We start from the raw sequence: 21,176 nt of genomic DNA on the forward strand, positions 1-21,176 counted from the left end.
CTCGCGCAGCTTCAGTCGCCCTGATAGGTGCGATGCGTTCATCACCTTGGGCGTGACGCATCATGCAATTCCTCAATCGCCTCGGTCTCATCCTGCTCTGGCTTGCCGCGCCACTTGCCGCATTCGCGGCGGCGAACAAGAACGATCCCTATCTGCTCGTGCTGCGCGGCGCCGGAAACATCGCGCTTGTCGTCACAAGCATCCTGATCGTCATCGTCCTGCTGCGCGGAGGTCGCTGGCGCAGCATCGCGGGCAAGCTGCTCGTCATGCTGTGGTGCCTGCCGCCACTGCTGATGTCTGCCGCACATCTGAAGTTCGAGCTGCGCAAGCGCGACGTCTTCAGTGCGAGCGCGACGGAGGCGCGGCAGCTCGGGCCTCACTTCATGGTCGGTTATTCCTCCTTTCCCGAGGTCGCGCGTCTTGCCGAGCAGGGCCTGATCGGCGGCATCTATGTCACCCGCCACAACATCCGCGGCCGGACCATCGAGGCGCTGCGCGCCGAGATCGCGGCGCTCCAGGACAAGCGGCGCGCAGCCGGCCTGCCGCCGCTGGCTGTCGCCGCGGATCAGGAGGGCGGCATCGTCGGGCATCTCGCGCCGCCGCTGACGAAAGTGCCGGCGCTGGCAACGCTCACCGGGCTTGCTCCCGACGAGCAGCAGGCCAAGGCCGAAGAGTTTGGCCGCATTCACGGCCACGAGCTCGCGAACCTCGGCGTCAACCTCAATCTAGCACCGGTGCTCGACCTCAAGCCGCCGCAGCGGCGCAACCGCCTCGATTTCCATACGCTGATCGGCCAGCGCGCGATAGCGACCGATCCCGTCGTCGTCAGCACGATCGCAAGCGCCTATGTCCGTGGACTGGAAGAGTCAGGCGTCGGCGCCACGCTCAAGCATTTTCCCGGCATCGGCCGTGTGCGCACCGACACGCATCATTTCAGCGCCAATCTGAATACGCCGGTGAGGGAACTGGAGGTAACCGACTGGCTTCCGTTCCGCGAGGTGCTGTCGCATTCGCGCAGCGCCCTCATGGTCGGCCATGTCACGCTCACCGCCGTCGATCCGGATCGCGCTGCTTCGCATTCCAAGCACGTCGTCGATGGGATTGTCCGCGGCAAATGGGGCTACCAGGGCATGGTGATGACCGACGATCTCGTCATGGGTGCGATCTACCAGAACGACGTCTGCAAGGCTGTGGTCGAGGCGATCAATGCCGGCGTCGATCTGCTGCTGGTCGCCTATGACGGCGCGCAGTTCTACCGGGTCTTTGCCTGCGCCCTGGAGGGATCGCGGCAGGGCAGGCTCGATGCGGCGATGTTGCATGCGAGCGCGGCGCGGCTGGAGCGCGGCTTTCCGACCGCGCAGGCGCGAGCCTCTTCAGGCGCAATCAGCATCGCTCGCCGCAACTAGCCCTTGGCGAACTGGCGGTAGTCCGGCTCGCGATGAAACCAGAATTCGTAGCCGCTGACGTTCTTCTGCATGGCGACGTCGTGGATCGGCTGGTTGAGCGGAATGACGGGAACGTCGCGCATGCACAGCGCGATGAAATCCTTCACGCATCTGTCGTATTCCGCAGCATCCGTGGTGAAGCGCGCCTTGTCGATCAGCGCGTCCATCGCCTTGTTCTGGTAGGAGGAGATGTTGAAGATCGAGTTGTTGCCGTGGAAATTCCAATAGAAGTAGTACTCGGGATAGTCGAGCCAGCCGCTGAAGCGGTTGAGCGCGAGCGGCAGCTCCTTCTTGTTCAGCGTCGTGCGCCAGTTTGCGCCGGGGATCTTTTCGATTCCCGCCTTGATGCCGATCTTGGCGAGGTTCTCCTGGATCAGGATCGCAGTCGGCTCGCCGACGGTGGCCGTGCCCGTGTCCAGCGACAGCGTCGTCTCCAGGCCGGATTCGAATCCTGCTTCCTTCATCAACGCCTTGGCCTTGTCGAGATCGGTGACGTAGGGAAACGGCTGCGGCCAGACCGGCTTTGAGACCTCCGGCGCGCCGCCATACATGGGAACGGCGCGCCCGAAGAAGGCGCTGGTCTGGATCTGCTCATACGGCATCGCCCAGGCGACGGCCTGACGCAGCTTGGCATTGTCGAACGGCGGCTTCGCGGTGTTGAGCGCCACGTACCAGAGCGCGTTCGGGATCGGCACGCCCGAGACCTTGACCTTGCCCTCCCTAATGATCTGCTCGAAGTCACGCGGCGCAAAGCCGCTGGAAATATCCGCATCGCCCCGCTCCAGCATGGCGCGGCGGGTGCCGGCGGAGGGGACGTCGCGCGCGATCACGCGCTTGACCTTCGGCAGCGGGCCGCTCTTCCAGTCGTCGAAGCGCGTCAGCACGGTCTCGCTGCCGGGCTTCCAGCTCTCGATCTTGTAGGCGCCGCCGCCGGCCTCGTTGTTCTTCAGCCATGCGAGCGCCCACGGGTCTTCCGCCGTCGCGTTCTTCCTGGCGAGTTCGGAATTGATGATGAAGGGCACGACGACGGCGACGTTGAACAGCAGCATCTTGTCCTTGCGGACATAGTCGATGCGGAAGGTGTGATCGTCGACCACCACGAACTGCTCGGGCTTCTCCAGTGATCCCGCCGACATCTGGAAGGTCGGGAAGCCGCCAACCTTCACGGCGCGGTCGAACGACCATTTGACGTCCTTGGCGGTAACAGGCGTGCCGTCGTGGAATTTTGCGTCCTTGCGAAGCTTGAAGGTGCAGGACATGCCGTCGGCGGCGACCTCCCAGCTCTCGGCGAGCTCGGGCGCGAGCTTCTCACGGTCGTACGAAATCGTCCCATCGGGCAGCGTCTTGGAGGCGTAGGTCAGCAGACGGTCGTAGCAATTCCAGGACAGACCATTGACGGTCTGGTTGGAGCCGACGCCCTGCATGTCCAACGAGTTCGGCCCGAGCTCCTGCACCACCAGCAGCGTCTCGGCGCGGCCCTGCGCCCAGGCGAGACGTGGAGCGAACGCTGTCATTCCGCCCGCGCTCAGGCCGCCGAGCACCAGATTGCGGCGGCTGATGTCGAAAGGTGATGCGCTCATTGGTGCCTCTTTTGCGAGAAATCTGCGATGTAAAGAGGCAAGGCGCATGCCAGCAGCCGCGCTTCGCGGCGTCGCATCCTGTGCGAATCGCCCTCCGCTACGGCGTCACCGCTCCGCGCGAAACCGCGCGCGGGGCGGTCAGCTCTTTCCACGTCGAATTCGCGACATGCACCGGTGAGAAGGCCGGCCGCTCGACGTAGCGGCCGTCACCCGCCTCGGCGCGCAGATCGCCGTCCTTCCAGACGACGCGGCCGCGCGACAGCGTCGCCGCCGGCCCGCCGGTGCAGGAAAAGCCTTCGAACACGTTGTAATCGATCTTGCTCATCTGCCGCTTGGCGCTGATGGTCTTGCTCGCTTTGGGATCCCACACCACGATATCCGCATCCGAGCCGACGGCGACTGCGCCCTTGCGCGGATAGATGTTGAGGATGCGGGCGATGTTTGCCGACGTCACCGCGACGAATTCCTCTTTGGTCAGCCGTCCCGTGGCGACGCCCGCGGTCCAGAGCAGCGCCAGGCGATCTTCGAGGCCGCCGGTGCCGTTCGGGATTTTTCTGAAATCGCCGAGCCCAAACCGCTTCTGCTCGGTGGTGAAGGCGCAATGGTCGGTCGCAACCACCTGCAGCGAGCCGGCTTGCAGGCCGGCCCAGAGGCTGTCCTGATGCTGTTTGTCGCGGAACGGCGGCGACATCACGCGCTGGGCGGAATGATCCCAGTCCTTGTTCTGGTATTCGCCGGCATCGAGCAGCAGATGCTGGATCAGCGGCTCGCCATAGACCCGCTTTCCCGCAGCCCGCGCCCGCGCGATTGCCTCATGCGCCTCGCGGCAGCTGGTGTGCACGATATAGACCGGCGTGCCCGTCATGTCGGCGATCATGATGGCGCGGTTGGTGGCTTCGCCCTCGACCTCCGGCGGCCGTGAATAGGCGTGTCCCTCCGGGCCGGTGACGCCGCGCGCGATCAGCGCTTCCTGCATCAGGGCGACGACGTCGCCGTTTTCGGCATGGACGACGGGCATCGCGCCGAGATGGGCGCAGCGCGCGAACGAGTTGTAGAGCTCATCATCGTTCACCATCAGCGCGCCCTTGTAGGCCATGAAATGCTTGAAGGTGTTGATGCCGTAGGTTTTGACCACGGTCTCCATCTCGTCATAGATCTGCTTCGACCACGACGTCACCGCCATGTGGAAGCCGTAGTCGCTGGCCGCCTTCTCGGATTTGTGCCGCCACTCCTGATAGGCCGCGAGCATGGACTGCCCTGGATCGGGCAGGCAGAAATCCACCACCATGGTGGTGCCGCCGCTCAGTGCCGCCTTGGTTCCCGATTCGAAATCGTCGGCGGTGACGGTGCCCATGAACGGCATTTCGAGATGGGTGTGTGGATCGATCCCGCCCGGGATGACGTAGGCGCCGCCGGCATCGACGATCTCGGTACCTGTAGGCGCCTCGATCGACGGGCCCACCGCGACGATGGTCTCGCCATCGATCAGCACGTCCGCACGGCGCGAATGATCGTGATTGACGACGGTGCCGCCGCGGATGAGGAGGGGCATGAGAGACTCCGGGGAGAGGTGAGGGGCGGCCCGAAGGCTAAGCGCACCACCCGCGATGCGACAGGCGAAATTTTAATCAGCCGCCGCCGATCATTTTCACTTCGCGCGCGACCAGTCCGTCGATCATCGCGCGCACGAGGTTTGCGATCTCCTTGCGCAGCGCCGGCAGGGGAACGGCGACCAGCTTCTGCTCCAGCCCCAGCGCCACCATGCCATGCACCGCCGAGAACAGGCTGCGTGCGGTGATGCCGAACTGCTCCTGACTGCGCTTGGGCAAAAGCTGCGCCAGCGGCTGGTAGATGTGGCGGAACAGCTGCAGCTGGTCGTTGACGGACCAGTCGGGAAGGATCTTGTCAGCCGCCATGCGGTGCTCGAACAGCGCGCGCCAGAGCTCGAGGTTTTCGGCGGCGAAATCGCAATAGGCAATGGCGATGCGGACCAGCGTCTCCTGTGGCGACGGGGCGTCCGCGCTTTCCGCAGCGCTGAGTGCTTTGTCGAGGCGATGCAGGGTGCGCGAGCCGACGAGCAGGACGAGTTCGTCGACATCAGCAACGAGATTGTAGACCGCGCCATTGGCGCAGCCGATCTCGCGGGCCAGATCGCGGGTTTTCAAACCCGCCAATCCCCGCTCAGCGATCATCCCCTCGGCCGCCTGGATCAGGTCGACACGCAATTTCTCTCGCCGTTCCAGTGCCTTAGTCATTCTCAATCAAATTCTTGAGCGTCGCTCAAATTTTTATTGAACGATGTTCAAGGTTCCTGCTACAAAGCATCTGTGAGCAACGCTCATAAACAGGGAGCTGACAATGTTCAAGACCGTCGTGACACTTTTCCGCGGCACCGTGGCCGCCGCAGGCGAGGAGCTGGAGGACCGAACGGCCCTTCTAATCCTCGACCAGCAGATGCGTGATGCCGCCGCCGCCCTCGAGCGCAGCAAGCGCACGCTGGCGCTGGCGATTGCGCAGGACCAGCAGGAGGGCCGCAAGCTCGAGGCGACCCTCGCCCGCATCACCGATCTCGAGGCCCGCGCGGTTGCCGCGCTCGATGGCGGCCGCGAGGATCTCGCCAAGGAAGCGGCAGAGGCCATCGCAGGCCTCGAAGCCGATCGTGATGCGGCGATGACAGCACGCGCGCTGTTCGCGACCGAGATCGCCCGGCTGAAGCGGCACGTGACCAACGCGCAGGCCCGCATCACCGAGCTCGATCGCGGCCGGCGCCTTGCCCGTGCCTCGGAAGCGGTGCGCTCGCTCCGCCGCAGCGGCATCGAGGCGGCGCGTCCCTACGAATCCACCTTGCCGGAAGCCGAGAGCACCTTGAGGCGCCTGCGCGAGCGGCAGATGGAAGCCCAGGCCGCCGACGACGCGCTGGTCGAGCTCGATGCGGCCACGGGTCCCCTCGCTACTGCCGAGAGACTGGCCGAGCAGGGATTTGGCCCCCGGCTTAAGACGACCGCCGACGACGTACTGGCGCGGTTGAAGTCCAAGCGCGCGCAGACGGCCTGAACTCAGATTTCACAATCATTTAAACCAACAGGAGATCATCATGAACCAGAACGGCCAGCCCCATAGCAGCGCCTGGGTCACCTTCACCTACGTGTCCTTCGCAGCCTCCGCCTTCCTCGTCGCCATCGGCATCTTCTTCCTGCCGATCGACCTCTGGATGAAGGGCTATCTCACCATGGGCATCGTGATGCTGATCCAGACCTGCATCACGCTGACCAAGACCGTGCGCGACAATCACGAGAGCAGCCGGCTGGTGAACCGCATCGAAGATGCCAAGGCCGAGCGTCTGCTGATGGAGGTTTCCAAGGCGGCTTGAGGAGAGGGCGCCTGGAAGTGCGCCGCGGCTTGCAATCTGACGCGGTGGGTGCCCGAGCATCCACCGCGTGCCTGATCCGCATATCGCGCCTGCGAAATGCAACCGAGCCATGACGGATCGCGCGGGCGTGCGGCCTTGCGCAGCGGCGCCGGCCGACGCACTCTGTCCGGGCGGCGCGAAGAACGCCGCCAATAAAGAGACTGTGCGAGGAAACTCCGAGGAAACCTGCATGGCGGCGACGCGGATCGACTGCGACATCCATCCGGCGGTTGGCGGCACGCGCACGACGCTGCTTCCCTACCTCAGCGATCATTGGAAAGAGCAGGTGGTGAGCCGCGCCATCGACGGCCTCGATCTCACCTCTTATCCGCCGAGTATGCCGCTCACCGGCCGCGCCGACTGGCGGCCGGCCAATGGCTCCAAGCCCGGCTCCGATCTCGCCATGGTGCAGAAGGGCGCGTTCGACCAACTGGGCGCCAGCCACGCCATCCTGAACGTGCTCTACGGCGCGCAGGCCGTGTTCGACGCCTACATGGCGGCCGATTTCTGCAAGGCCATCAACGACTGGATCGCCGCCGAGTGGCTGTCGCGCGATCCTCGCCTGCGCGCCTCTATCGTGGTGCCGATGCAGGCGCCGGATCTGGCGATCGAGGAGATCGAGCGCCGCGCCGGCGACCACCGCTTCGTCTCCATCCTGGTCCTGGCCCAGGGCGAGACGCTGCTGGGACGCCGGCATTTCTGGCCGGTCTACCAGCTCGCGGAGAAGTACAGGCTGCCGCTCGCGATTCACGCCGGCACGCAATATCGGCAGGCGCCGAGCTCGGCCGGCTGGCCGTCGCATCGGTACGAATATTACTTCGTCGAGGCGCAGGCCTTTCAGGCGCAGATCCTCAGCCTGATCTATGAGGGCGTGTTCGGCAAATTTCCGAACTTGAAGGTCGTGCTGATGGAGTCTGGCGTCAGCTGGCTGCCCGCCTTCATGTGGCGCGCCAACAAGACCTGGCGCGGCGTCCGCGTCGAGGTTCCCTGGGTCGAGCGCGAGCCGGCGTCGATCATTCGCGAGAATTTCCGCGTCACCATGCAGCCGTTCGATGCACCCGGCGATGCCAGGAGCGTCGAGGAGATCATCGACCAGATCGGCTCGGAAAAGATGTTCCTGTTCGCGTCCGACTATCCGCACTGGCAGTTCGACGGCGACGATCCGATCCCGCCGAACCTGTCGAAGAGCTTGATCGCGAAGATGTGCGTCGACAATCCGCTGGAGACGTTTCCGCGGCTGTCGTTCGCCAACTAATTCCGGAGGTTTCGCATGAGTGAGGTCATCGACCGTCCGCTACGCGAAGATGAAAAGCCCGCCGCATCGCGGCTGCGCATCGTCGATTGCGACGTGCATCCCAGCCTGCATTCGCTCGACGATCTCGACGAGTTCCTGCCGAAACGCTGGCAGCAGCATTTGAGGGAATATGGCAGCCATTTGCGCACGCCGTATCTCTTCACCACGCCCTATCCGCGCTCCTCGCCGCTGATTGCGCGGCGCGATGCCTGGCCGCCGACCGGCGGGCCGCCGGGTTCCGATCTCGCCTTCATGCAGAAGCAGCATCTCGATCCGCTCGACGTCGAGTTCGGCATTTTGCAGGTGCTCGATTTCTTCATCTTCTCGCAGCAGAACCTGGAATTCGGCGCGGCGATCCAGCGCGCCATCAACGATTGGCAGTTGGCATTCTGGTCGCATCGCGATCCGCGCCTGAAGGCCTCGATCCTGGTCGGGCAGGACGGCACGGATCTCGCGATCGCCGAGATCGAGCGCTGCGCCAAAACAGGCGAGTACATCCAGATCAATGTCTCGCCGCGCGCCAACGAGCCGCTCGGCCGGCGCCGCTACTGGCCGATCTACGAACGCGCCGAGGCACTGGACCTGCCGCTCGGTATCCATGTCGGCGGCTACGGCGGTCACGCGCCGACCGGCGGCGGCTGGCCGTCCTATTATGTCGAGGAGCACCAATCGAATGCGCACACCATTGCGGCGCAGCTTGCGAGCCTTGTCATCGAGGGCGTGCCGGAGCGGTTCCCAAAACTGAAGATCGTCTTCATCGAGGGCGGCTTCGGCTGGATCCCCTCGGCGGTGTGGCGGATGGACCAGCATTTTGAGCGCTTCCGTAGCGAGGTGCCGCACCTCAAGCGCAAGCCGTCGGAATATGTCCGCGAGCACTTCTGGTTCACGACCCAGCCGATCGACGAGCCGGACGAAGCGCGGCACCTGCGCGCGCTGATCGAATGGGTCGGCGTCGACCGTTTGCTGTTCTCGTCGGACTATCCGCACTGGGACTTCGACGATCCGCGCTTTGCCTTCAAGACGCCGCTGACGGAGGCGGAGCGGAAGAAGATATTCAGCACCAATGCCCGCGCGGTCTACAAGTTCTGAGACCAGCATGGCTCGTCACATCGTCGCCACCACCTCGGAGATCCCGCCCGGCGGCAACAAGGTCGTCGATATCGCCGGCCGCGACATCGTGGTGTTTCACGTCAATGGCGAGTTCTTCGCGCTGCTGAACCGCTGCCCGCACGAGGGCGCGCCGCTGGAGAAGGCGGCCTGCGTGGCGCGGCTGACCTCGCCCGAGCCCGGCGTGTACGAGCGCTCGCGCGTCGGCGAGATGCTGCGCTGTCCCTGGCACGGCTGGGAGTTCGACATGCGCAACGGCCAGTCCTGGTTCGATCCCAAGCGCGTCAAGATCCGGTCATATCCGGTCGCGGTCGAGCGCGGCGAGGAATTGCAGAAGGGCCCATATGTTGCCGAGACGTTTCCGGTACATGTCGAAGACAGTTACGTTATTGTCGAGATCTAACACACCCCCGTCATTCCGGGGCGATGCGAAGCATCGAGCCCGGAATCTCGAGATTCCGGGTCTGGTCCTTCGGACCATCCCGGAATGACGGATCACGCATTGAGATTCCAACGCAGGTGCGATATGGCTCTCGCGCTTTCCAGAGGCGGAGATGAGCTTTGTCGAAACAATCCCTGCGTGAGGAGGCCGAGCGCCTGATTCGCGAATCGATGGAAAAGAAGACCATCGTCGTCAAGCAGGGCACGACCCGCATCGAGGCGGTCTGCGGCAAGTGCGGCGCGCCGAACCGGGTGCAGGCGGAAAAAGGCCAGACCCGCGTCAAGTTCGCCTGCAAGAACTGCGGACACCAGCAAGAGACGCTGTAGCTTTCTTCACCTCTCCCCGCCCTTCTGCGGGGAGAGGTCGGATCGCGCAGCGATCCGGGTGAGGGGCAGGGCACTACGCAACCGCGACTTAAGTCTATCCGGCTCATGCCGTTCGCGGGCCCGTTTACAATTCAGACCGGAGTTTGCGGAGGCGCCCCTCACCCCACCCTCTCCCCGTAAGAACGGGGCGAGGGAGTGAGAGAGCGGTGCAAGCCTACTCCCCCTTCACAAACCGCGCGAACGCGTCCGCATAATCCGGATGCCAGCGCGACAGCGGCGGGCGGTTCTCGACGATGTCACCGGCCGCCCACAGCATGCGCTTCTCGTCGAGCGCGCGCGGCACGTCGTTGTCCGGACAGAGAATGTAGAAGTCGCCGGCCTCCAGACGGGCCAGCATGAAATCCACGGTCTGCTCCGCCGTCCAGGCGCCGGCCGGTTTTTCGGTGCGGCCCTTTGCGGTGAGGCCGGTGAAGACAAAGCCCGGGATGAGCAAATGCGCCGTGATGTGACAATCTTCTGTATTGCGCAGATCGTGCTGGAGCGCCTCGGTGAACGCTTTCACTCCGGCCTTGGAGACATTGTAGGCGGGGTCGCCCGGCGGCGTGGTGATGCCCTGCTTGGAGCCGGTGTTGATGATGAGGCCGCATTTGCCGCGTGCGATCATGTTGGGCGCGAAGATGCGGGAGCCGTTGATGATGCCCCACATGTTGACGCCGATGATGCGCTGCCAATTGTCCGGCTCGCCGAACAGCGTGCTGCCGGGCTGGATCCCGGCATTGTTCATGAGGACGTCGGTGCCGCCGTAATGCGCGCCCACGGCGCGTTCCAGTTCCATCACGCTTTCGGCACGGCTGACATCGACGGCGAACGTCATCACATGTGTGGCAGAAGCGACAGATGACAGTTTCGTTGCGGCTTCCGTCAACCGCGCCTCGTCGACGTCAGCGATGCACACCTTCATGCCGGCACGCGCGAAGGCCATGGCGGCGGCAAATCCGATGCCGGACGCGCCGCCGGTGATCACGGCAACATTGTCCTTGAGGATGGCAGGATGTGACATGGATCGTCTCCTCAGGAAGGGCTCGGTCGAGCTATAACATGGCGCTCGCGCGACCCTGCACAAGTCGGCATGGGAGGTCTTCGTTCCACGCTGCCTTTACGCCCATCCGGCACCGCTGTATTCTTCCCGATCTAACGGTCCAACCGAGATCGAACCCAATCAATGATTTTGACAGGGAGTGCAGCCATGGCTGTGTCGCAGGCTATTCCGATCACGCGCCACCCGTTCGCCAACGGTTCCTACAAACAGATGCTCATCGACGGCAAGTGGGTCGACGCGGCCTCCGGCAAGCGCTTCGAGACCCGCAATCCCGCGACCGGCGAGCTGCTCGCGACCGTCGCCGAGGGCGACAAGGAGGACATCGACCGCGCGGTCGCCGCCGCCCGTCGCGCCTTCGAGGGTCCCTGGAGCAAGGTCAAGCCGTTCGAGCGGCAGAACCTGCTGCTCAGGCTCGCCGACCTCGTTGAGAAGAATTTTGACGAATTGTCGCAGCTCGACACGCTCGACATGGGCGCGCCGCTCAGCCGCACCCGCGCCTATCGTCTGCGCGCCCTCGGCATGCTGCGCTACTATGCCGGCCAGACCACGGCGATCCACGGCGAGACCATCGAGAACTCGCTGCCCGGCGAAATCTTCTCCTACACGCTGAAGGAGCCGATCGGCGTCGTCGGCGCCATCATTCCCTGGAACGGTCCGCTCAGCGCGACGATCTGGAAGATCGGGCCTGCGATCGCGACCGGCTGCACCGTGGTGCTCAAGCCCGCGGAAGAGGCGCCGCTCACTTCGCTGCGTATCGCCGAGCTGGCGATGGAGGCCGGCATTCCGCCCGGCGTCGTCAACGTCGTGCCCGGCTATGGCGAGACTGCCGGCGCCGCGCTTGCCTCGCACCACGACGTCGACAAGGTCGCCTTCACCGGCTCGCACGTCACGGGCCAGTCGATCATCCGTGCGTCGGCCGGCAACCTCAAGCGCGTCTCGCTCGAGCTCGGCGGCAAGTCGCCGGACATCGTGTTCGCGGATGCCGATCTCGACGCGGCCGTACCCGGCGCGGCGATGGCGGTGTTCGCCAATTCGGGGCAGATCTGCAGTGCCGGCACGCGCCTGTTCGTCGAGCAGGCGATCTACGAGGAGTTCGTCGGCCGCGTCGCCGAGTTCGGCAAGAAGCTGCAGGTCGGCAACGGCCTCGATCCCAACGTCCAGATCGGGCCTCTTGTCTCCGAGCAGCAGCTCGAGCGCGTCACCGGCTATCTCGACATCGGCCAGAAGGAAGGCGCACGCGCGCTTGCCGGCGGCCGCCGCGTCACTGAAGGCGCGCTGTCGAAGGGCTTCTTCGTCTCGCCGACGGTGTTCGCGGGCGTCCAGGACAACATGCGGATCGCGCAGGAAGAGATCTTCGGTCCCGTCATCTCCGCCATCGCGTTCAAGGACATGGATGAGCTGGTGAAGCGTGCCAACAACACCACGTTCGGCCTCGGCTCCGGCCTGTGGACGCGCGACGTCAGCAAGGCGCATGCGGTTGCGAAATCCTTGCGCGCCGGCTCGGTGTGGGTGAACTGCTATCAGGCGATGGATCCGGCCGTGCCGTTCGGCGGCTACAAGATGAGCGGCTATGGCCGCGAGTCCGGCAAGCAGCATGTCGAGGAATATCTCAACGTGAAGGCCGTCTGGATCAAGACGGCGTAAGGTCCGTTCTCTCCCGCGTTCCGCGGGAGGGAATATCTACTTTTGCAGGGGCGGCGCCTTTTCGAGGAGCCGCCCCTCGCTATATGATCCGCATCCTTTCATAGACATCGGGGTCCGCATGAAATTCGAGGCGTTGTTTAGACCGTTGCAGGTCGGTCCGTACAAGCTCGCGCATCGCGTCGCGATGGCGCCGTTGACGCGCATGCGGGCCGAGCGGGAGAGCTTTTCGCCGCGCCCGCTCAATGCCGAATATTACGGCCAGCGCGCCACGAAGGGCGGCCTGATCATCGCCGAAGCCTCGCCGGTGCTCTCGCATGGCCGCGGCAACCCGGCGACGCCGGGCATCTATTCGGAGGGGCAGATTGCCGGCTGGCGCAAGGTGGTTGATGCCGTGCACGCCAAGGGCGGCATCATCTTCCTTCAGCTCTGGCATGTCGGCCGCGTCTCGCATTCCTCCTTCCACGGCGGCGAGTTGCCGGTCTCGGCCTCGGCGATCGCGATCAAGGCCGAAGGCATGAAGGCGATGACTGCCGACGGCAAGATTTCTGACTATGAGACGCCGCGCGCGCTGGAGACGGAGGAGGTGAAGGGCATCGTCGAGGCGTTCCGGCAGGGCGCGAAGAACGCGCTGGCCGCCGGCTTCGACGGCGTCGAGATCCACGGTGCCAACGGCTATCTGCTCGAGCAGTTCCTGCAGTCGCGCAGCAACCAGCGCACCGATCAATATGGCGGCTCCATCGAGAACCGCGCGCGGCTGCTGCTCGAGGTCACGCAGGCCGCGATCGACGTCTGGGGTGCGAACCGCGTCGCCGTGCGGCTGTCGCCGCACGGCATCGCCAATGATTCCGGCGAGCCCGATCCGATGCCGCTCTATACGCATGTGGTGAAGGCGCTCGACAAGCTGGGTCTGGCCTATCTGCATTTCATCGAGCCGCGCTCCAGCGGCGCCGGCCGCGCCGACGTCCACTGGGAGAACGTGCCCTCCGCCATGGTGCTGTTCCGCCCGCTTTACAGCGGCGTGCTGATGACCGCCGGTGGCTTTACCGGCGAGACTGCGAACTCGGCGATCGCCGATGGCCATGCCGACATCATCGCCTTCGGCCGCATCTTCATCTCCAACCCGGACCTGCCGCGGCGCCTGGAGCATGACTATCCGATCACGCCGTACAACCGCGCGACGTTCTATGGCGGTGAGGAGAAGGGGTATACAGACTATCCAGTCTATGACGAGCTGACGCCGGCGTGACGCTGCCGTAGCCCGGATGAGCGGAGCGCTATCCGGGACCCGTCGCCTGAACTCCGATCTTCCCGGATGTCGCTTCGCTCATCCGGGCTACGGGGCTCTTGTGTGGCTTCGACCGCCACCACAAATTCCGTCATTGCGAGCGCAGCGAAGCAATCCAGCCTCTCTCCGCTGAGGTACTCTGGATTGCTTCGCTGCGCTCGCAATGACGAAGGGGAAGCATCATGGCCAAAGCCGCAGCCGCCGCAGGAACAGCCACCGGCCAGTGCCTCTGCGGCAAGGTCACCTTCGAGATCGACGTGCCGGCGCGCTGGGCGTGGCATGATCACTCCGCCGCCAGCCGTCGCGCCCACGGCGCGGCTTACGCGACCTATATCGGCAGCTGGAAGAAGCGCTTTCGCATCACCTCCGGCAAGACTGCGCTGACCCGCTACGAGGACAAGACGACGAAGACCGCACGCAGCTTCTGCTCGCATTGCGGCACGCCGATCATGTACGAACGCCCGCGCGGGCCGCACATGGTCAACATCCCGCGCGCGCTGTTCAGGGAACGAACCGGCCGCCAGCCGCTCTATCACATCGCGATCGAGGAGCTGCAGGAATGGGCCTATACGGGTGAGCCCCTCGTGCCGCTGAAGGGCTTTCCCGGCGTGGTCTGGCAGCGCTCGAAAAAGAAGAAGCGCGGAAGCGGCGAGGACCCGTTCGAGCTGGGACGCGAGGAGATGTAGCTCCGCTCCCGCGCAACGCAGCCATGACCGCGCTTCCTTGCGCGGCTCCCGCGACTTCGGCCATCATGCTCCGGTCCTTGCGGCAACGTCCGCTCCTGGAGGAAACATGAAGAACAAGATCACCGGCCGCTCCGCCTTTCTCGCGCTGCTCAAGGACGAGGGCATCACGCATCTGTTCGGCAATCCCGGCACCACCGAGTTGCCGATCATGCATGCGCTGAAGGATCATCCCGATCTCACCTATGTGATGGCGATGCAGGAGAGCCTGGTGGTCGCGATCGCCGATGGCTACAGCCGCGCCTCGGGAAAGCTCGTCGCCTGCAACGTTCACGTCGCGCCCGGCCTAGGTAATGCCATGGGCTCGCTCTACAACGCGCAGTTCACGGGCACGCCCATGATCCTGACCGCGGGCCAGCAGGAGCAGGGCCATGGACTGATGGAGCCGGTGCTCTATGGCCCCTTGGTGCGCATGGCCGAGCCGCTGGTGAAATGGGCGGTCGAGGTGACGCGGCTGGAGGATCTGCCGCGCATCGTGCGCCGCGCCGCCAAGGTCGCGATGACGCCGCCGACCGGACCGGTATTCATCTCGCTGCCCGGCGACATCCTCAACAGCGAGGCCGGAATCGATCTCGGCCGCTCCACCCGCATCGATGCACGCACTAGGCCGTCGGATGAAGCGTTGCGGGCGTTTGCCGCACGGCTGCTCAAGGCCGAGCGCCCCGCGATCGTCACCATGGATGAGGTCGTCAAGAGCGATGCGCTGAACGAGGCTGCTGAACTGGCCGAGCTGCTCGGCGCCGCCGCCTATCAGTCCTCGACGCCCTATGGTGCGCACTTCCTCTCCGAAAGCCCGAGCTTCGTCGGCACGCTCGCGCGCGTGCAGAAGGCGGCGCGCGATACGCTGGCGCCTTACGATCTGCTGATCGCACTGGGTGGCGATCCCTTGCGGATGTCGGTCTATAGCGAAGTCGACGCGCTGCCTGACGGACTCGGTATCGTGCAGATAGGTCTCGTCGATTGGGAGATCGCCAAGAACTACGGTGCGGAGATCGCGCTGATGGCGGATCTGAAGGAAACGCTGCGCGCGCTGATCCCGGTGCTGAAGGAGATGGGCGGCGCGACACTGGCGAGCCGCGCGAAACAGCGCCTCGCCGAGCTCGCGCCGAAGAACTGGAGCGCGCGGCGCGCCGCGCTGGTCGAGCAGATCGGCAAGAGTGCGGGCCGCAACCCCATCGATCCCGACTTCCTGGTGCTGCAAATGGTCGAGGCGATGCCCGATAACGCTATCCTCGTCGACGAAGGTCTCACCTCCAGCCGCCAGATCACCAACCTGCGCCCGCATCGCGACCGCTACGGCTACCACGGCCTTGCCTCGGGCGGCATCGGCTGGGGCCTGCCGGCCTCCGTCGGCGTCAGCATCGCCAATCCGGATCGCCCCGTGGTGTGCTTCTCCGGCGACGGCAGCGCGATGTATTCGATCCAGTCGCTATGGACCGCGGCGCATCACAAGCTGCCGCTCAACGTCGTCATCGCCAACAATGGCGGCTACCGCATCATCAAGCAGCGCCTGCTCGCCTTCCACGGCGATGACAATTACGTCGGCATGGATTTTGTCGATCCGCCCGTGGATTTTGCCGGCGTCGCCAAGGCGCTCGGCTGCGAGGCGATCAAGGTCAGCGATGTCAGCGAACTGAAGGCGACGCTGGCATCGGCGTTCAATCGGCCGGGGACCAAGCTGATCGAGGTGATGGTGGACGGGAAGGTGTAGGGCAGGCTGCCTCCACATCGTCGTCCTGGCGAAAGCCGGGACCCATACCGCGTGATCTATCGAGTGCGGGCGATGCCAATCCCAAACCGCCAGTCTTCGCCAAACTTCTCCCTGGGGTAATGGGTCCTGGCTTTCGCCAGGACGACACCGGGGCAGCTACCCCTTCTTCCCCACCCGATACCCCGCCGCCGGATGCGGCGCACCTAACCGCGCCCGGCCGCCGCCGAACAGCTTCTCCCGCAGCGTGCCCTTGGCATACTCGCTCTTGTACCGCCCGCGCCGGGTCAGCTCCGGCACCAGCATGTCGGCGATGTCCTCGAAATCGCCGGGCGAGATCGCGAACGCGACGTTGAGGCCGTCGACGTCGGTCACCTCGCACCATTGCTCGATCTTATCCGCCACCACCTCGGGCGTTCCCACAACGACCGGCCCCGCGCCGCCGATGCCGACATGCTCGATGACGTCGCGCACGGTCCAGACCCGATCGGGATCGGCGCGGGTGACGTTGTCCATCGCGCTGCGGCCGGCGTCGTTCTGGACGTGACGCACCTGCTGGTCGAGGTCATAGCCGGAGAAGTCGACGCCGGTCCAACCTGACATCAGCGCCAGCGCGCCTTCGGGGCTGATATGGCGGCGATAGTCGGCGTATTTCTCTTTCGCCTCGGCTTCTGTCCGTCCAAGGATGATCGTCATCATCGAGAACATCAGGATCTCGGCCGGGTTGCGGCCGAGCGCGGCGGCCTCCTGGCGGATCGCGGAGACGCGCGGCGCGATCACCTTGGCTGACGGCCCCGACATGAACACGCATTCGGCGTGGCGGGCTGCGAACTGGCGGCCGCGCGGCGAGGTGCCGGCCTGGTACAGCACGGGCGTGCGCTGCGGCGACGGCTCGCTGAGGTGAATGGTGCTGTTGATGCGGTAGTTCGCGCCCTCATGATTGACGCGGTGAACTTTTGCGGGATCGGTGAAGATGCCGCGCGCCCGGTCGCGCAGCACGGCGTCGTCTTCCCAGCTGCCTTCCCAGAGCTTGTAGACGACCTCCATATATTCATCGGCGATGTCGTAGCGGTCGTCGTGTCCGGTCTGCTTGTCCTTGCCGGCACCGCGCGCGGCGCTGTCGAGATAGCCGGTGACGACGTTCCAGCCGATCCGCCCCTCGGTGAGATGATCCAGCGTCGACATCCGCCGCGCGAACGGGTAGGGCGGCTCGAACGACAGATTGCTGGTGACGCCGAAGCCCAGATCTTTCGTCACCGCGGCCATCGCCGACAGCAGCAGCAGCGGCTCGTTCGACGGCGTCTGCGCTGCATTGCGCAAGGCTGCGTCAGGACTATTGCCATAGACGTCGTAGACGCCGAGCACGTCGGCCAGGAACAACCCGTCGAAACGGCCGCGCTCCAGCGTCCTGGCGAGATCAATCCAGTAGGGCAGGCGGTTATACTCGGCGGTGCGGTCGCGCGGATGGGTCCAAAGGCCCGGTGACTGGTGTGCGACGCAATTCATCGCAAAAGCGTTGAGCCTGATCTCTTTGGCCATGCTGGTACCCCGGCGCCCTGTACTGAGCGCTCTTCGAATGATAGATGTGCGCCCCAATCTGGCGAAGTTCTTGCATATGTTGGGGTGTTGGCAAGGTCAAAATCAGCAGCGCTGTCGCGCTTGGCAAGCCAATCTCAAGAGAGCAAGAACGAAATCCCAAGAGAACTACAAGAGAACTAAAAGAACTGTCCAAGTCCCCGCCACTTTCGACGGCCTATGTAGCCCGCTACGTTCGCCCGCATCGAAACCTTGAAAATGAAAGCAATGACCAGAGCCGACGCCATCGCCCGCGCCCGCGACGATTTCAGATCCGGCGCGTTCCTCGCTGAACTCGACCGCCGCGTCGCCTACAAGACCGAGAGCCAGAATCCGTCGCGTGGCACTGAGCTGCGCGCCTATCTGGAACAGGAGATGCAACCGGCGTTCGCCGCGCTCGACTTCACCAGCCGCATCGTCGAATCCCCCAGCGGCAAGGCACCGTTCCTGTTCGCCGAGCATCACGAGAGCGCGTCTGCGCCGACCGTGCTGGTCTACGGCCATGGTGACGTCGTCGACGGCATGGAAGGCGAGTGGCGCGAGGGGCGCGATCCCTGGCGCACGACGGTTTCGGGGACGCGGCTCTATGGCCGCGGCACCGCCGACAACAAGGGCCAGCACAGCATCAACATGGCAGCGCTCCGTGCGGTGCGCGACGCCCGCGGCGGCAAGCTCGGCTTCAATGCCAAGTTCATTGTCGAGATGGGCGAGGAGATCGGCTCGCCCGATCTCGGCAAGGTCTGCGATCTCAATCGCGACGCGCTGAAGGCCGATTTGTTCATGGCCTCCGACGGGCCGCGCTTGTCCGCCGACCGTCCGACATTGTTCCTGGGTTGCCGCGGCGGCATCCGCATCCACCTCGACGTGAACCTGCGCGATGGCGGGCACCACTCCGGTAATTGGGGCGGCGTGCTCGCCAACCCAGCAACCATCCTGGTCAACGCGATCTCGACGCTGGTCGACGGTCACGGCCGCCTGCAACTCGAGGCCCTGAAGCCGCCGCGGCTCACCAATCAGATCCGCAGCTATCTTGCCGACGTCGAGGTGGTGCCGACCGCGGACGAGCCGGCGCTTGCGGAGAACTGGGGCGAGGAGGGATTGTCGGCGGCCGAGCGGCTCTATGCCTGGAACACGCTCGAAGTGCTGGCGATGTCCTCGGGCAATATCGAGAAGCCGGCCAACGCCATTCCCGGCCATGCCAATGCTGTGCTGCAACTGCGTTTCGTGGTCGGCACGAAGATCGACGGCCTGATCGACGCCATCCGTGCGCACCTGATCGCAAAGGGCTTTCCGATGGTCGAGGTGCGGGCGGCGCAGAGTTTTGCTGCATCGCGCACCAATTTCGACAGTCCCTGGATCAAATGGGCCGCGGATTCGGTGCTGGCGACCACCGGCAAGGCGCCGGCGGTTTTGCCGAATTTCGGCGGCTCGCTGCCCAACGACGTGTTTTCCGAGATCCTGGGCCTGCCGACGATCTGGGTCCCGCACTCCTATCCCGGCTGCTCCCAGCATGCGCCCAATGAGCACATCCTGCTGCCTTTGACCGAAGAGGCCTTGACGGTCATGGCCGGGCTGTTCTGGGATCTCGGGGAATTGCCCAAGCCACTCGGCTGAGCCATTAACCTGGCCCGCAATCCAGCCGAAAGTCACATTCTAATCCGGCCTGATTTGTGCTTGCATCCGGCCGCATCATCCTGAAAGGGGAAGAAAAAAGTGAAACATTTCCGTAGCATCGGGCTCGCGCTCGCCGCGACCTTCGCCGTCAGCCAGGCCGGGGCCCAGGAGCTGACCGGCACGCTGAAGAACATCAAGGACACCGGCGCCATCACGCTGGGCTTCCGCGACTCCTCGATCCCGTTCTCCTATCTGGACGACAACCAGAAGCCGGTCGGGTTCGCGATGGACATCTGCTACAAGATCGTCGACGCCGTGAAGAAGGAGCTCAAGCTCGACAAGCTTGAGGTCAAGCTCAACCCGGTGACCTCCGCGACGCGCATCCCGCTGATGGCCAACGGCACCATCGACCTCGAATGCGGCTCGACCACCAACAATGCCGAGCGCCAGAAGCAGGTCGCCTTCACCAACACCCACTTCCTGACCGCCAGCCGGTACGTCTTCAAGAAGTCGAGCGGCATCAAGTCGATCGACGACCTCAAGGGCAAGACGGTGGTCTCGACCGCCGGCACCACCAACATCAAGCAGCTCACCGAAGCCAACGTCGCCAAGGGCCTCGGCGCCAACATCATCCCGGCCAAGGATCACGCCGAAGCCTTCCTGATGGTCGAGACCGACCGCGCGGTCGCCTTCGTCATGGACGACATCCTGCTCGCCAGCCTCGTCGCCGGCTCGAAGTCGCCGGATGACTATGCGATCTCCAAGGACGCGTTCTCCAAGCCCGAGCCCTACGGCATCATGCTGCGCAAGGACGACGCGCCGTTCAAGAAGGTGGTCGATGCGGCAACCGCTGCGGTCTATACCTCCGGCGAAGGCGAGAAGATCTACGCCAAGTGGTTCACGACCAAGATCCCGCCGAAGGGGCTGAACCTGAACACGCCAATCTCGGCCGAGCTGAAGAACGAGTTCGCCAAGCCGACGGACTCGCCGAACCCGGACGATTATAAGTAAGATGCTGTTCACCTCTCCCCGCTTGCGGGGAGAGGCCCACCCTAGCCCTCTCCCCGCAAGCGGGGAGAGGGAAGAAATTCCAGCCACTCTGGAGGGGGTGGCCGGAGATTTGCATAGGCGCCCGGACAACCATGATGGGCGCGTTCGCGCGGGGGACACGTGAACTACCACTGGAACTGGGGAATTTTCTTCGAGCCGAACCCGATGGGGACCGGCACCTATCTCGACATGCTGCTGTCGGGACTGGTGCTGACCATCAAGACGGCGCTGCTCGCCTGGATCATCGCGCTGGTCTTCGGCTCGATCGTCGGCGTCATGCGCACGCTGCCGTCGCGGGGCGCCTACTGGTTCGGCTTCTGCTGGGTCGAGTTCTTCCGCAACATGCCGCTGCTGGTGCAGCTCTTCCTGTGGTTCTTCGTGCTGCCGGAATTGCTGCCGAGGGCCGCCGGCCTGTGGCTGAAGCAATTGCCGAACGCGCCGTTCTGGACGGCGGCGATCGGCGTCGGCTTCTTCATGTCGGCGCGCGTTGCCGTGCAGCTGCAGGCGGGTATCGGTTCGCTGCCGCGCGGGCAGAAGATGGCCGCGACCGCGCTCGGGCTCACCACCGTGCAGGGCTACCGCTACGTGCTGCTGCCGATGGCGTTCCGCATTATCCTGCCGCCGCTGACCTCCGAGTTCCTCAACACCATCAAGAACACGGCGGTCGCCATCACCATCGGCCTGATCGAGCTGACCGGACAGGCGCGCTCGATGCAGGAATTCTCGTTCCAGGTGTTCGAGGCCTTCACGGCCGCGACCATCCTCTATCTCCTCGTCAACGCCGTCGTCGTGACCGCGATGCGCTTCCTCGAGCGCTACGTCGCGATCCCCGGCTACATCACGGGGAAATAGCGC

Annotated in this window: 19 protein-coding genes; 14 read left to right on the top strand and 5 right to left on the bottom strand. The window is 64.5% G+C overall.

Annotated features, from left to right (window positions below; genetic code table 11):
* Positions 1-62: 62 nt before the first annotated feature.
* Positions 63-1,406 carry a glycoside hydrolase family 3 protein gene (locus JQ592_RS28965; protein WP_211406184.1) on the top strand — a complete coding sequence of 448 codons (1,344 nt, stop codon included), beginning with the start codon at positions 63-65 and terminating at the stop codon, positions 1,404-1,406.
* Here JQ592_RS28965 and JQ592_RS28970 read toward each other — a convergent pair.
* The 3 genes from JQ592_RS28970 to JQ592_RS28980 all read right to left on the bottom strand — a co-directional run bounded on the left by JQ592_RS28970 (position 1,403) and on the right by JQ592_RS28980 (position 5,280).
* On the bottom strand, positions 1,403-3,025 hold the full coding sequence (locus tag JQ592_RS28970; RefSeq protein WP_211406185.1) for an ABC transporter substrate-binding protein: 1,623 nt from the start codon (positions 3,023-3,025) through the stop codon (positions 1,403-1,405). The genes JQ592_RS28965 and JQ592_RS28970 overlap by 4 nt on opposite strands.
* Positions 3,026-3,122: 97 nt before the next feature.
* Positions 3,123-4,577: a dihydropyrimidinase gene (gene hydA, locus JQ592_RS28975; RefSeq protein ID WP_211406186.1), complete on the bottom strand. Its 1,455-nt coding sequence runs from the start codon at positions 4,575-4,577 to the stop codon at positions 3,123-3,125.
* A 76-nt stretch (positions 4,578-4,653) separates the two neighbouring features.
* Entirely contained in the window at positions 4,654-5,280 is a 627-nt protein-coding gene (locus JQ592_RS28980; RefSeq protein ID WP_211406187.1) for a TetR/AcrR family transcriptional regulator, read from the bottom strand.
* A gap of 103 nt (positions 5,281-5,383) precedes the next feature.
* Here JQ592_RS28980 and JQ592_RS28985 point away from each other — a divergent pair, with 103 nt between their 5' ends.
* The 6 genes from JQ592_RS28985 to JQ592_RS29010 all read left to right on the top strand — a co-directional run bounded on the left by JQ592_RS28985 (position 5,384) and on the right by JQ592_RS29010 (position 9,603).
* Positions 5,384-6,079: a PspA/IM30 family protein gene (locus tag JQ592_RS28985; protein WP_211406188.1), complete on the top strand. Its 696-nt coding sequence runs from the start codon at positions 5,384-5,386 to the stop codon at positions 6,077-6,079.
* Positions 6,080-6,119: 40 nt separating this feature from the next.
* Entirely contained in the window at positions 6,120-6,395 is a 276-nt protein-coding gene (locus JQ592_RS28990) for a YiaA/YiaB family inner membrane protein (RefSeq protein ID WP_211406189.1), read from the top strand.
* Between the two features lie 229 nt (positions 6,396-6,624).
* Positions 6,625-7,689: an amidohydrolase family protein gene (locus JQ592_RS28995; RefSeq protein WP_211406190.1), complete on the top strand. Its 1,065-nt coding sequence runs from the start codon at positions 6,625-6,627 to the stop codon at positions 7,687-7,689.
* 15 nt (positions 7,690-7,704) lie between these two features.
* Entirely contained in the window at positions 7,705-8,817 is a 1,113-nt protein-coding gene (locus JQ592_RS29000; protein ID WP_211406191.1) for an amidohydrolase family protein, read from the top strand.
* Between the two features lie 7 nt (positions 8,818-8,824).
* Complete coding sequence (locus JQ592_RS29005; RefSeq protein ID WP_211406192.1) at positions 8,825-9,238, top strand: Rieske (2Fe-2S) protein; 414 nt, start codon at positions 8,825-8,827, stop codon at positions 9,236-9,238.
* A 158-nt stretch (positions 9,239-9,396) separates the two neighbouring features.
* Positions 9,397-9,603: a hypothetical protein gene (locus JQ592_RS29010; protein WP_183242680.1), complete on the top strand. Its 207-nt coding sequence runs from the start codon at positions 9,397-9,399 to the stop codon at positions 9,601-9,603.
* A gap of 214 nt (positions 9,604-9,817) precedes the next feature.
* Here JQ592_RS29010 and JQ592_RS29015 read toward each other — a convergent pair whose 3' ends face one another.
* On the bottom strand, positions 9,818-10,663 hold the full coding sequence (locus tag JQ592_RS29015) for an SDR family NAD(P)-dependent oxidoreductase (protein WP_211406193.1): 846 nt from the start codon (positions 10,661-10,663) through the stop codon (positions 9,818-9,820).
* 186 nt (positions 10,664-10,849) lie between these two features.
* Here JQ592_RS29015 and JQ592_RS29020 point away from each other — a divergent pair, with 186 nt between their 5' ends.
* The 4 genes from JQ592_RS29020 (at position 10,850) to JQ592_RS29035 (ending at position 16,085) form a co-directional block, all read left to right on the top strand.
* Positions 10,850-12,346, top strand: coding sequence for an aldehyde dehydrogenase family protein (locus tag JQ592_RS29020; RefSeq protein ID WP_211406194.1), 1,497 nt, complete (start codon positions 10,850-10,852; stop codon positions 12,344-12,346).
* A 118-nt stretch (positions 12,347-12,464) separates the two neighbouring features.
* On the top strand, positions 12,465-13,592 hold the full coding sequence (locus JQ592_RS29025) for an alkene reductase (protein ID WP_211406195.1): 1,128 nt from the start codon (positions 12,465-12,467) through the stop codon (positions 13,590-13,592).
* 221 nt (positions 13,593-13,813) lie between these two features.
* Positions 13,814-14,317: a GFA family protein gene (locus tag JQ592_RS29030; RefSeq protein WP_211406196.1), complete on the top strand. Its 504-nt coding sequence runs from the start codon at positions 13,814-13,816 to the stop codon at positions 14,315-14,317.
* A gap of 106 nt (positions 14,318-14,423) precedes the next feature.
* Entirely contained in the window at positions 14,424-16,085 is a 1,662-nt protein-coding gene (locus JQ592_RS29035) for a thiamine pyrophosphate-binding protein (protein ID WP_211406197.1), read from the top strand.
* A gap of 156 nt (positions 16,086-16,241) precedes the next feature.
* On the opposite strand, the gene JQ592_RS29040 is transcribed toward JQ592_RS29035, so the two are convergent.
* Positions 16,242-17,621 carry an LLM class flavin-dependent oxidoreductase gene (locus tag JQ592_RS29040; protein WP_211406198.1) on the bottom strand — a complete coding sequence of 460 codons (1,380 nt, stop codon included), beginning with the start codon at positions 17,619-17,621 and terminating at the stop codon, positions 16,242-16,244.
* 264 nt (positions 17,622-17,885) lie between these two features.
* Here JQ592_RS29040 and JQ592_RS29045 point away from each other — a divergent pair, with 264 nt between their 5' ends.
* From JQ592_RS29045 to JQ592_RS29055, 3 genes are all read left to right on the top strand, one after another.
* A complete protein-coding gene (locus JQ592_RS29045) occupies positions 17,886-19,271 on the top strand; it encodes a M20 family metallopeptidase (protein ID WP_211406199.1) in 1,386 nt (461 codons plus the stop codon).
* A gap of 99 nt (positions 19,272-19,370) precedes the next feature.
* Positions 19,371-20,282, top strand: coding sequence for an amino acid ABC transporter substrate-binding protein (locus tag JQ592_RS29050; protein WP_211406200.1), 912 nt, complete (start codon positions 19,371-19,373; stop codon positions 20,280-20,282).
* A 159-nt stretch (positions 20,283-20,441) separates the two neighbouring features.
* A complete protein-coding gene (locus JQ592_RS29055; RefSeq protein ID WP_211406201.1) occupies positions 20,442-21,173 on the top strand; it encodes an amino acid ABC transporter permease in 732 nt (243 codons plus the stop codon).
* Positions 21,174-21,176 lie beyond the last annotated feature (3 nt).

This window comes from Bradyrhizobium iriomotense (assembly GCF_018129405.1).
GTDB lineage: Bacteria > Pseudomonadota > Alphaproteobacteria > Rhizobiales > Xanthobacteraceae > Bradyrhizobium > Bradyrhizobium iriomotense_B.

Bases quoted from the DNA above. Each gene is read 5' to 3' on its own strand.
- JQ592_RS29000 (WP_211406191.1), top strand. From the start codon at position 7,705: ATGAGTGAGGTCATCGACCGTCCGCTACGCGAAGATGAAAAGCCCGCC.
- JQ592_RS28995 (WP_211406190.1), top strand. From the start codon at position 6,625: ATGGCGGCGACGCGGATCGACTGCGACATCCATCCGGCGGTTGGCGGC.
- hydA (WP_211406186.1), bottom strand. From the start codon at position 4,577: ATGCCCCTCCTCATCCGCGGCGGCACCGTCGTCAATCACGATCATTCG.
- JQ592_RS28965 (WP_211406184.1), top strand. From the start codon at position 63: ATGCAATTCCTCAATCGCCTCGGTCTCATCCTGCTCTGGCTTGCCGCG.
- JQ592_RS29045 (WP_211406199.1), top strand. From the start codon at position 17,886: ATGACCAGAGCCGACGCCATCGCCCGCGCCCGCGACGATTTCAGATCC.
- JQ592_RS29025 (WP_211406195.1), top strand. From the start codon at position 12,465: ATGAAATTCGAGGCGTTGTTTAGACCGTTGCAGGTCGGTCCGTACAAG.
- JQ592_RS28970 (WP_211406185.1), bottom strand. From the start codon at position 3,025: ATGAGCGCATCACCTTTCGACATCAGCCGCCGCAATCTGGTGCTCGGC.
- JQ592_RS28980 (WP_211406187.1), bottom strand. From the start codon at position 5,280: ATGACTAAGGCACTGGAACGGCGAGAGAAATTGCGTGTCGACCTGATC.
- JQ592_RS29005 (WP_211406192.1), top strand. From the start codon at position 8,825: ATGGCTCGTCACATCGTCGCCACCACCTCGGAGATCCCGCCCGGCGGC.
- JQ592_RS29020 (WP_211406194.1), top strand. From the start codon at position 10,850: ATGGCTGTGTCGCAGGCTATTCCGATCACGCGCCACCCGTTCGCCAAC.
- JQ592_RS29040 (WP_211406198.1), bottom strand. From the start codon at position 17,621: ATGGCCAAAGAGATCAGGCTCAACGCTTTTGCGATGAATTGCGTCGCA.
- JQ592_RS28985 (WP_211406188.1), top strand. From the start codon at position 5,384: ATGTTCAAGACCGTCGTGACACTTTTCCGCGGCACCGTGGCCGCCGCA.
- JQ592_RS28990 (WP_211406189.1), top strand. From the start codon at position 6,120: ATGAACCAGAACGGCCAGCCCCATAGCAGCGCCTGGGTCACCTTCACC.
- JQ592_RS29015 (WP_211406193.1), bottom strand. From the start codon at position 10,663: ATGTCACATCCTGCCATCCTCAAGGACAATGTTGCCGTGATCACCGGC.
- JQ592_RS29030 (WP_211406196.1), top strand. From the start codon at position 13,814: ATGGCCAAAGCCGCAGCCGCCGCAGGAACAGCCACCGGCCAGTGCCTC.
- JQ592_RS29035 (WP_211406197.1), top strand. From the start codon at position 14,424: ATGAAGAACAAGATCACCGGCCGCTCCGCCTTTCTCGCGCTGCTCAAG.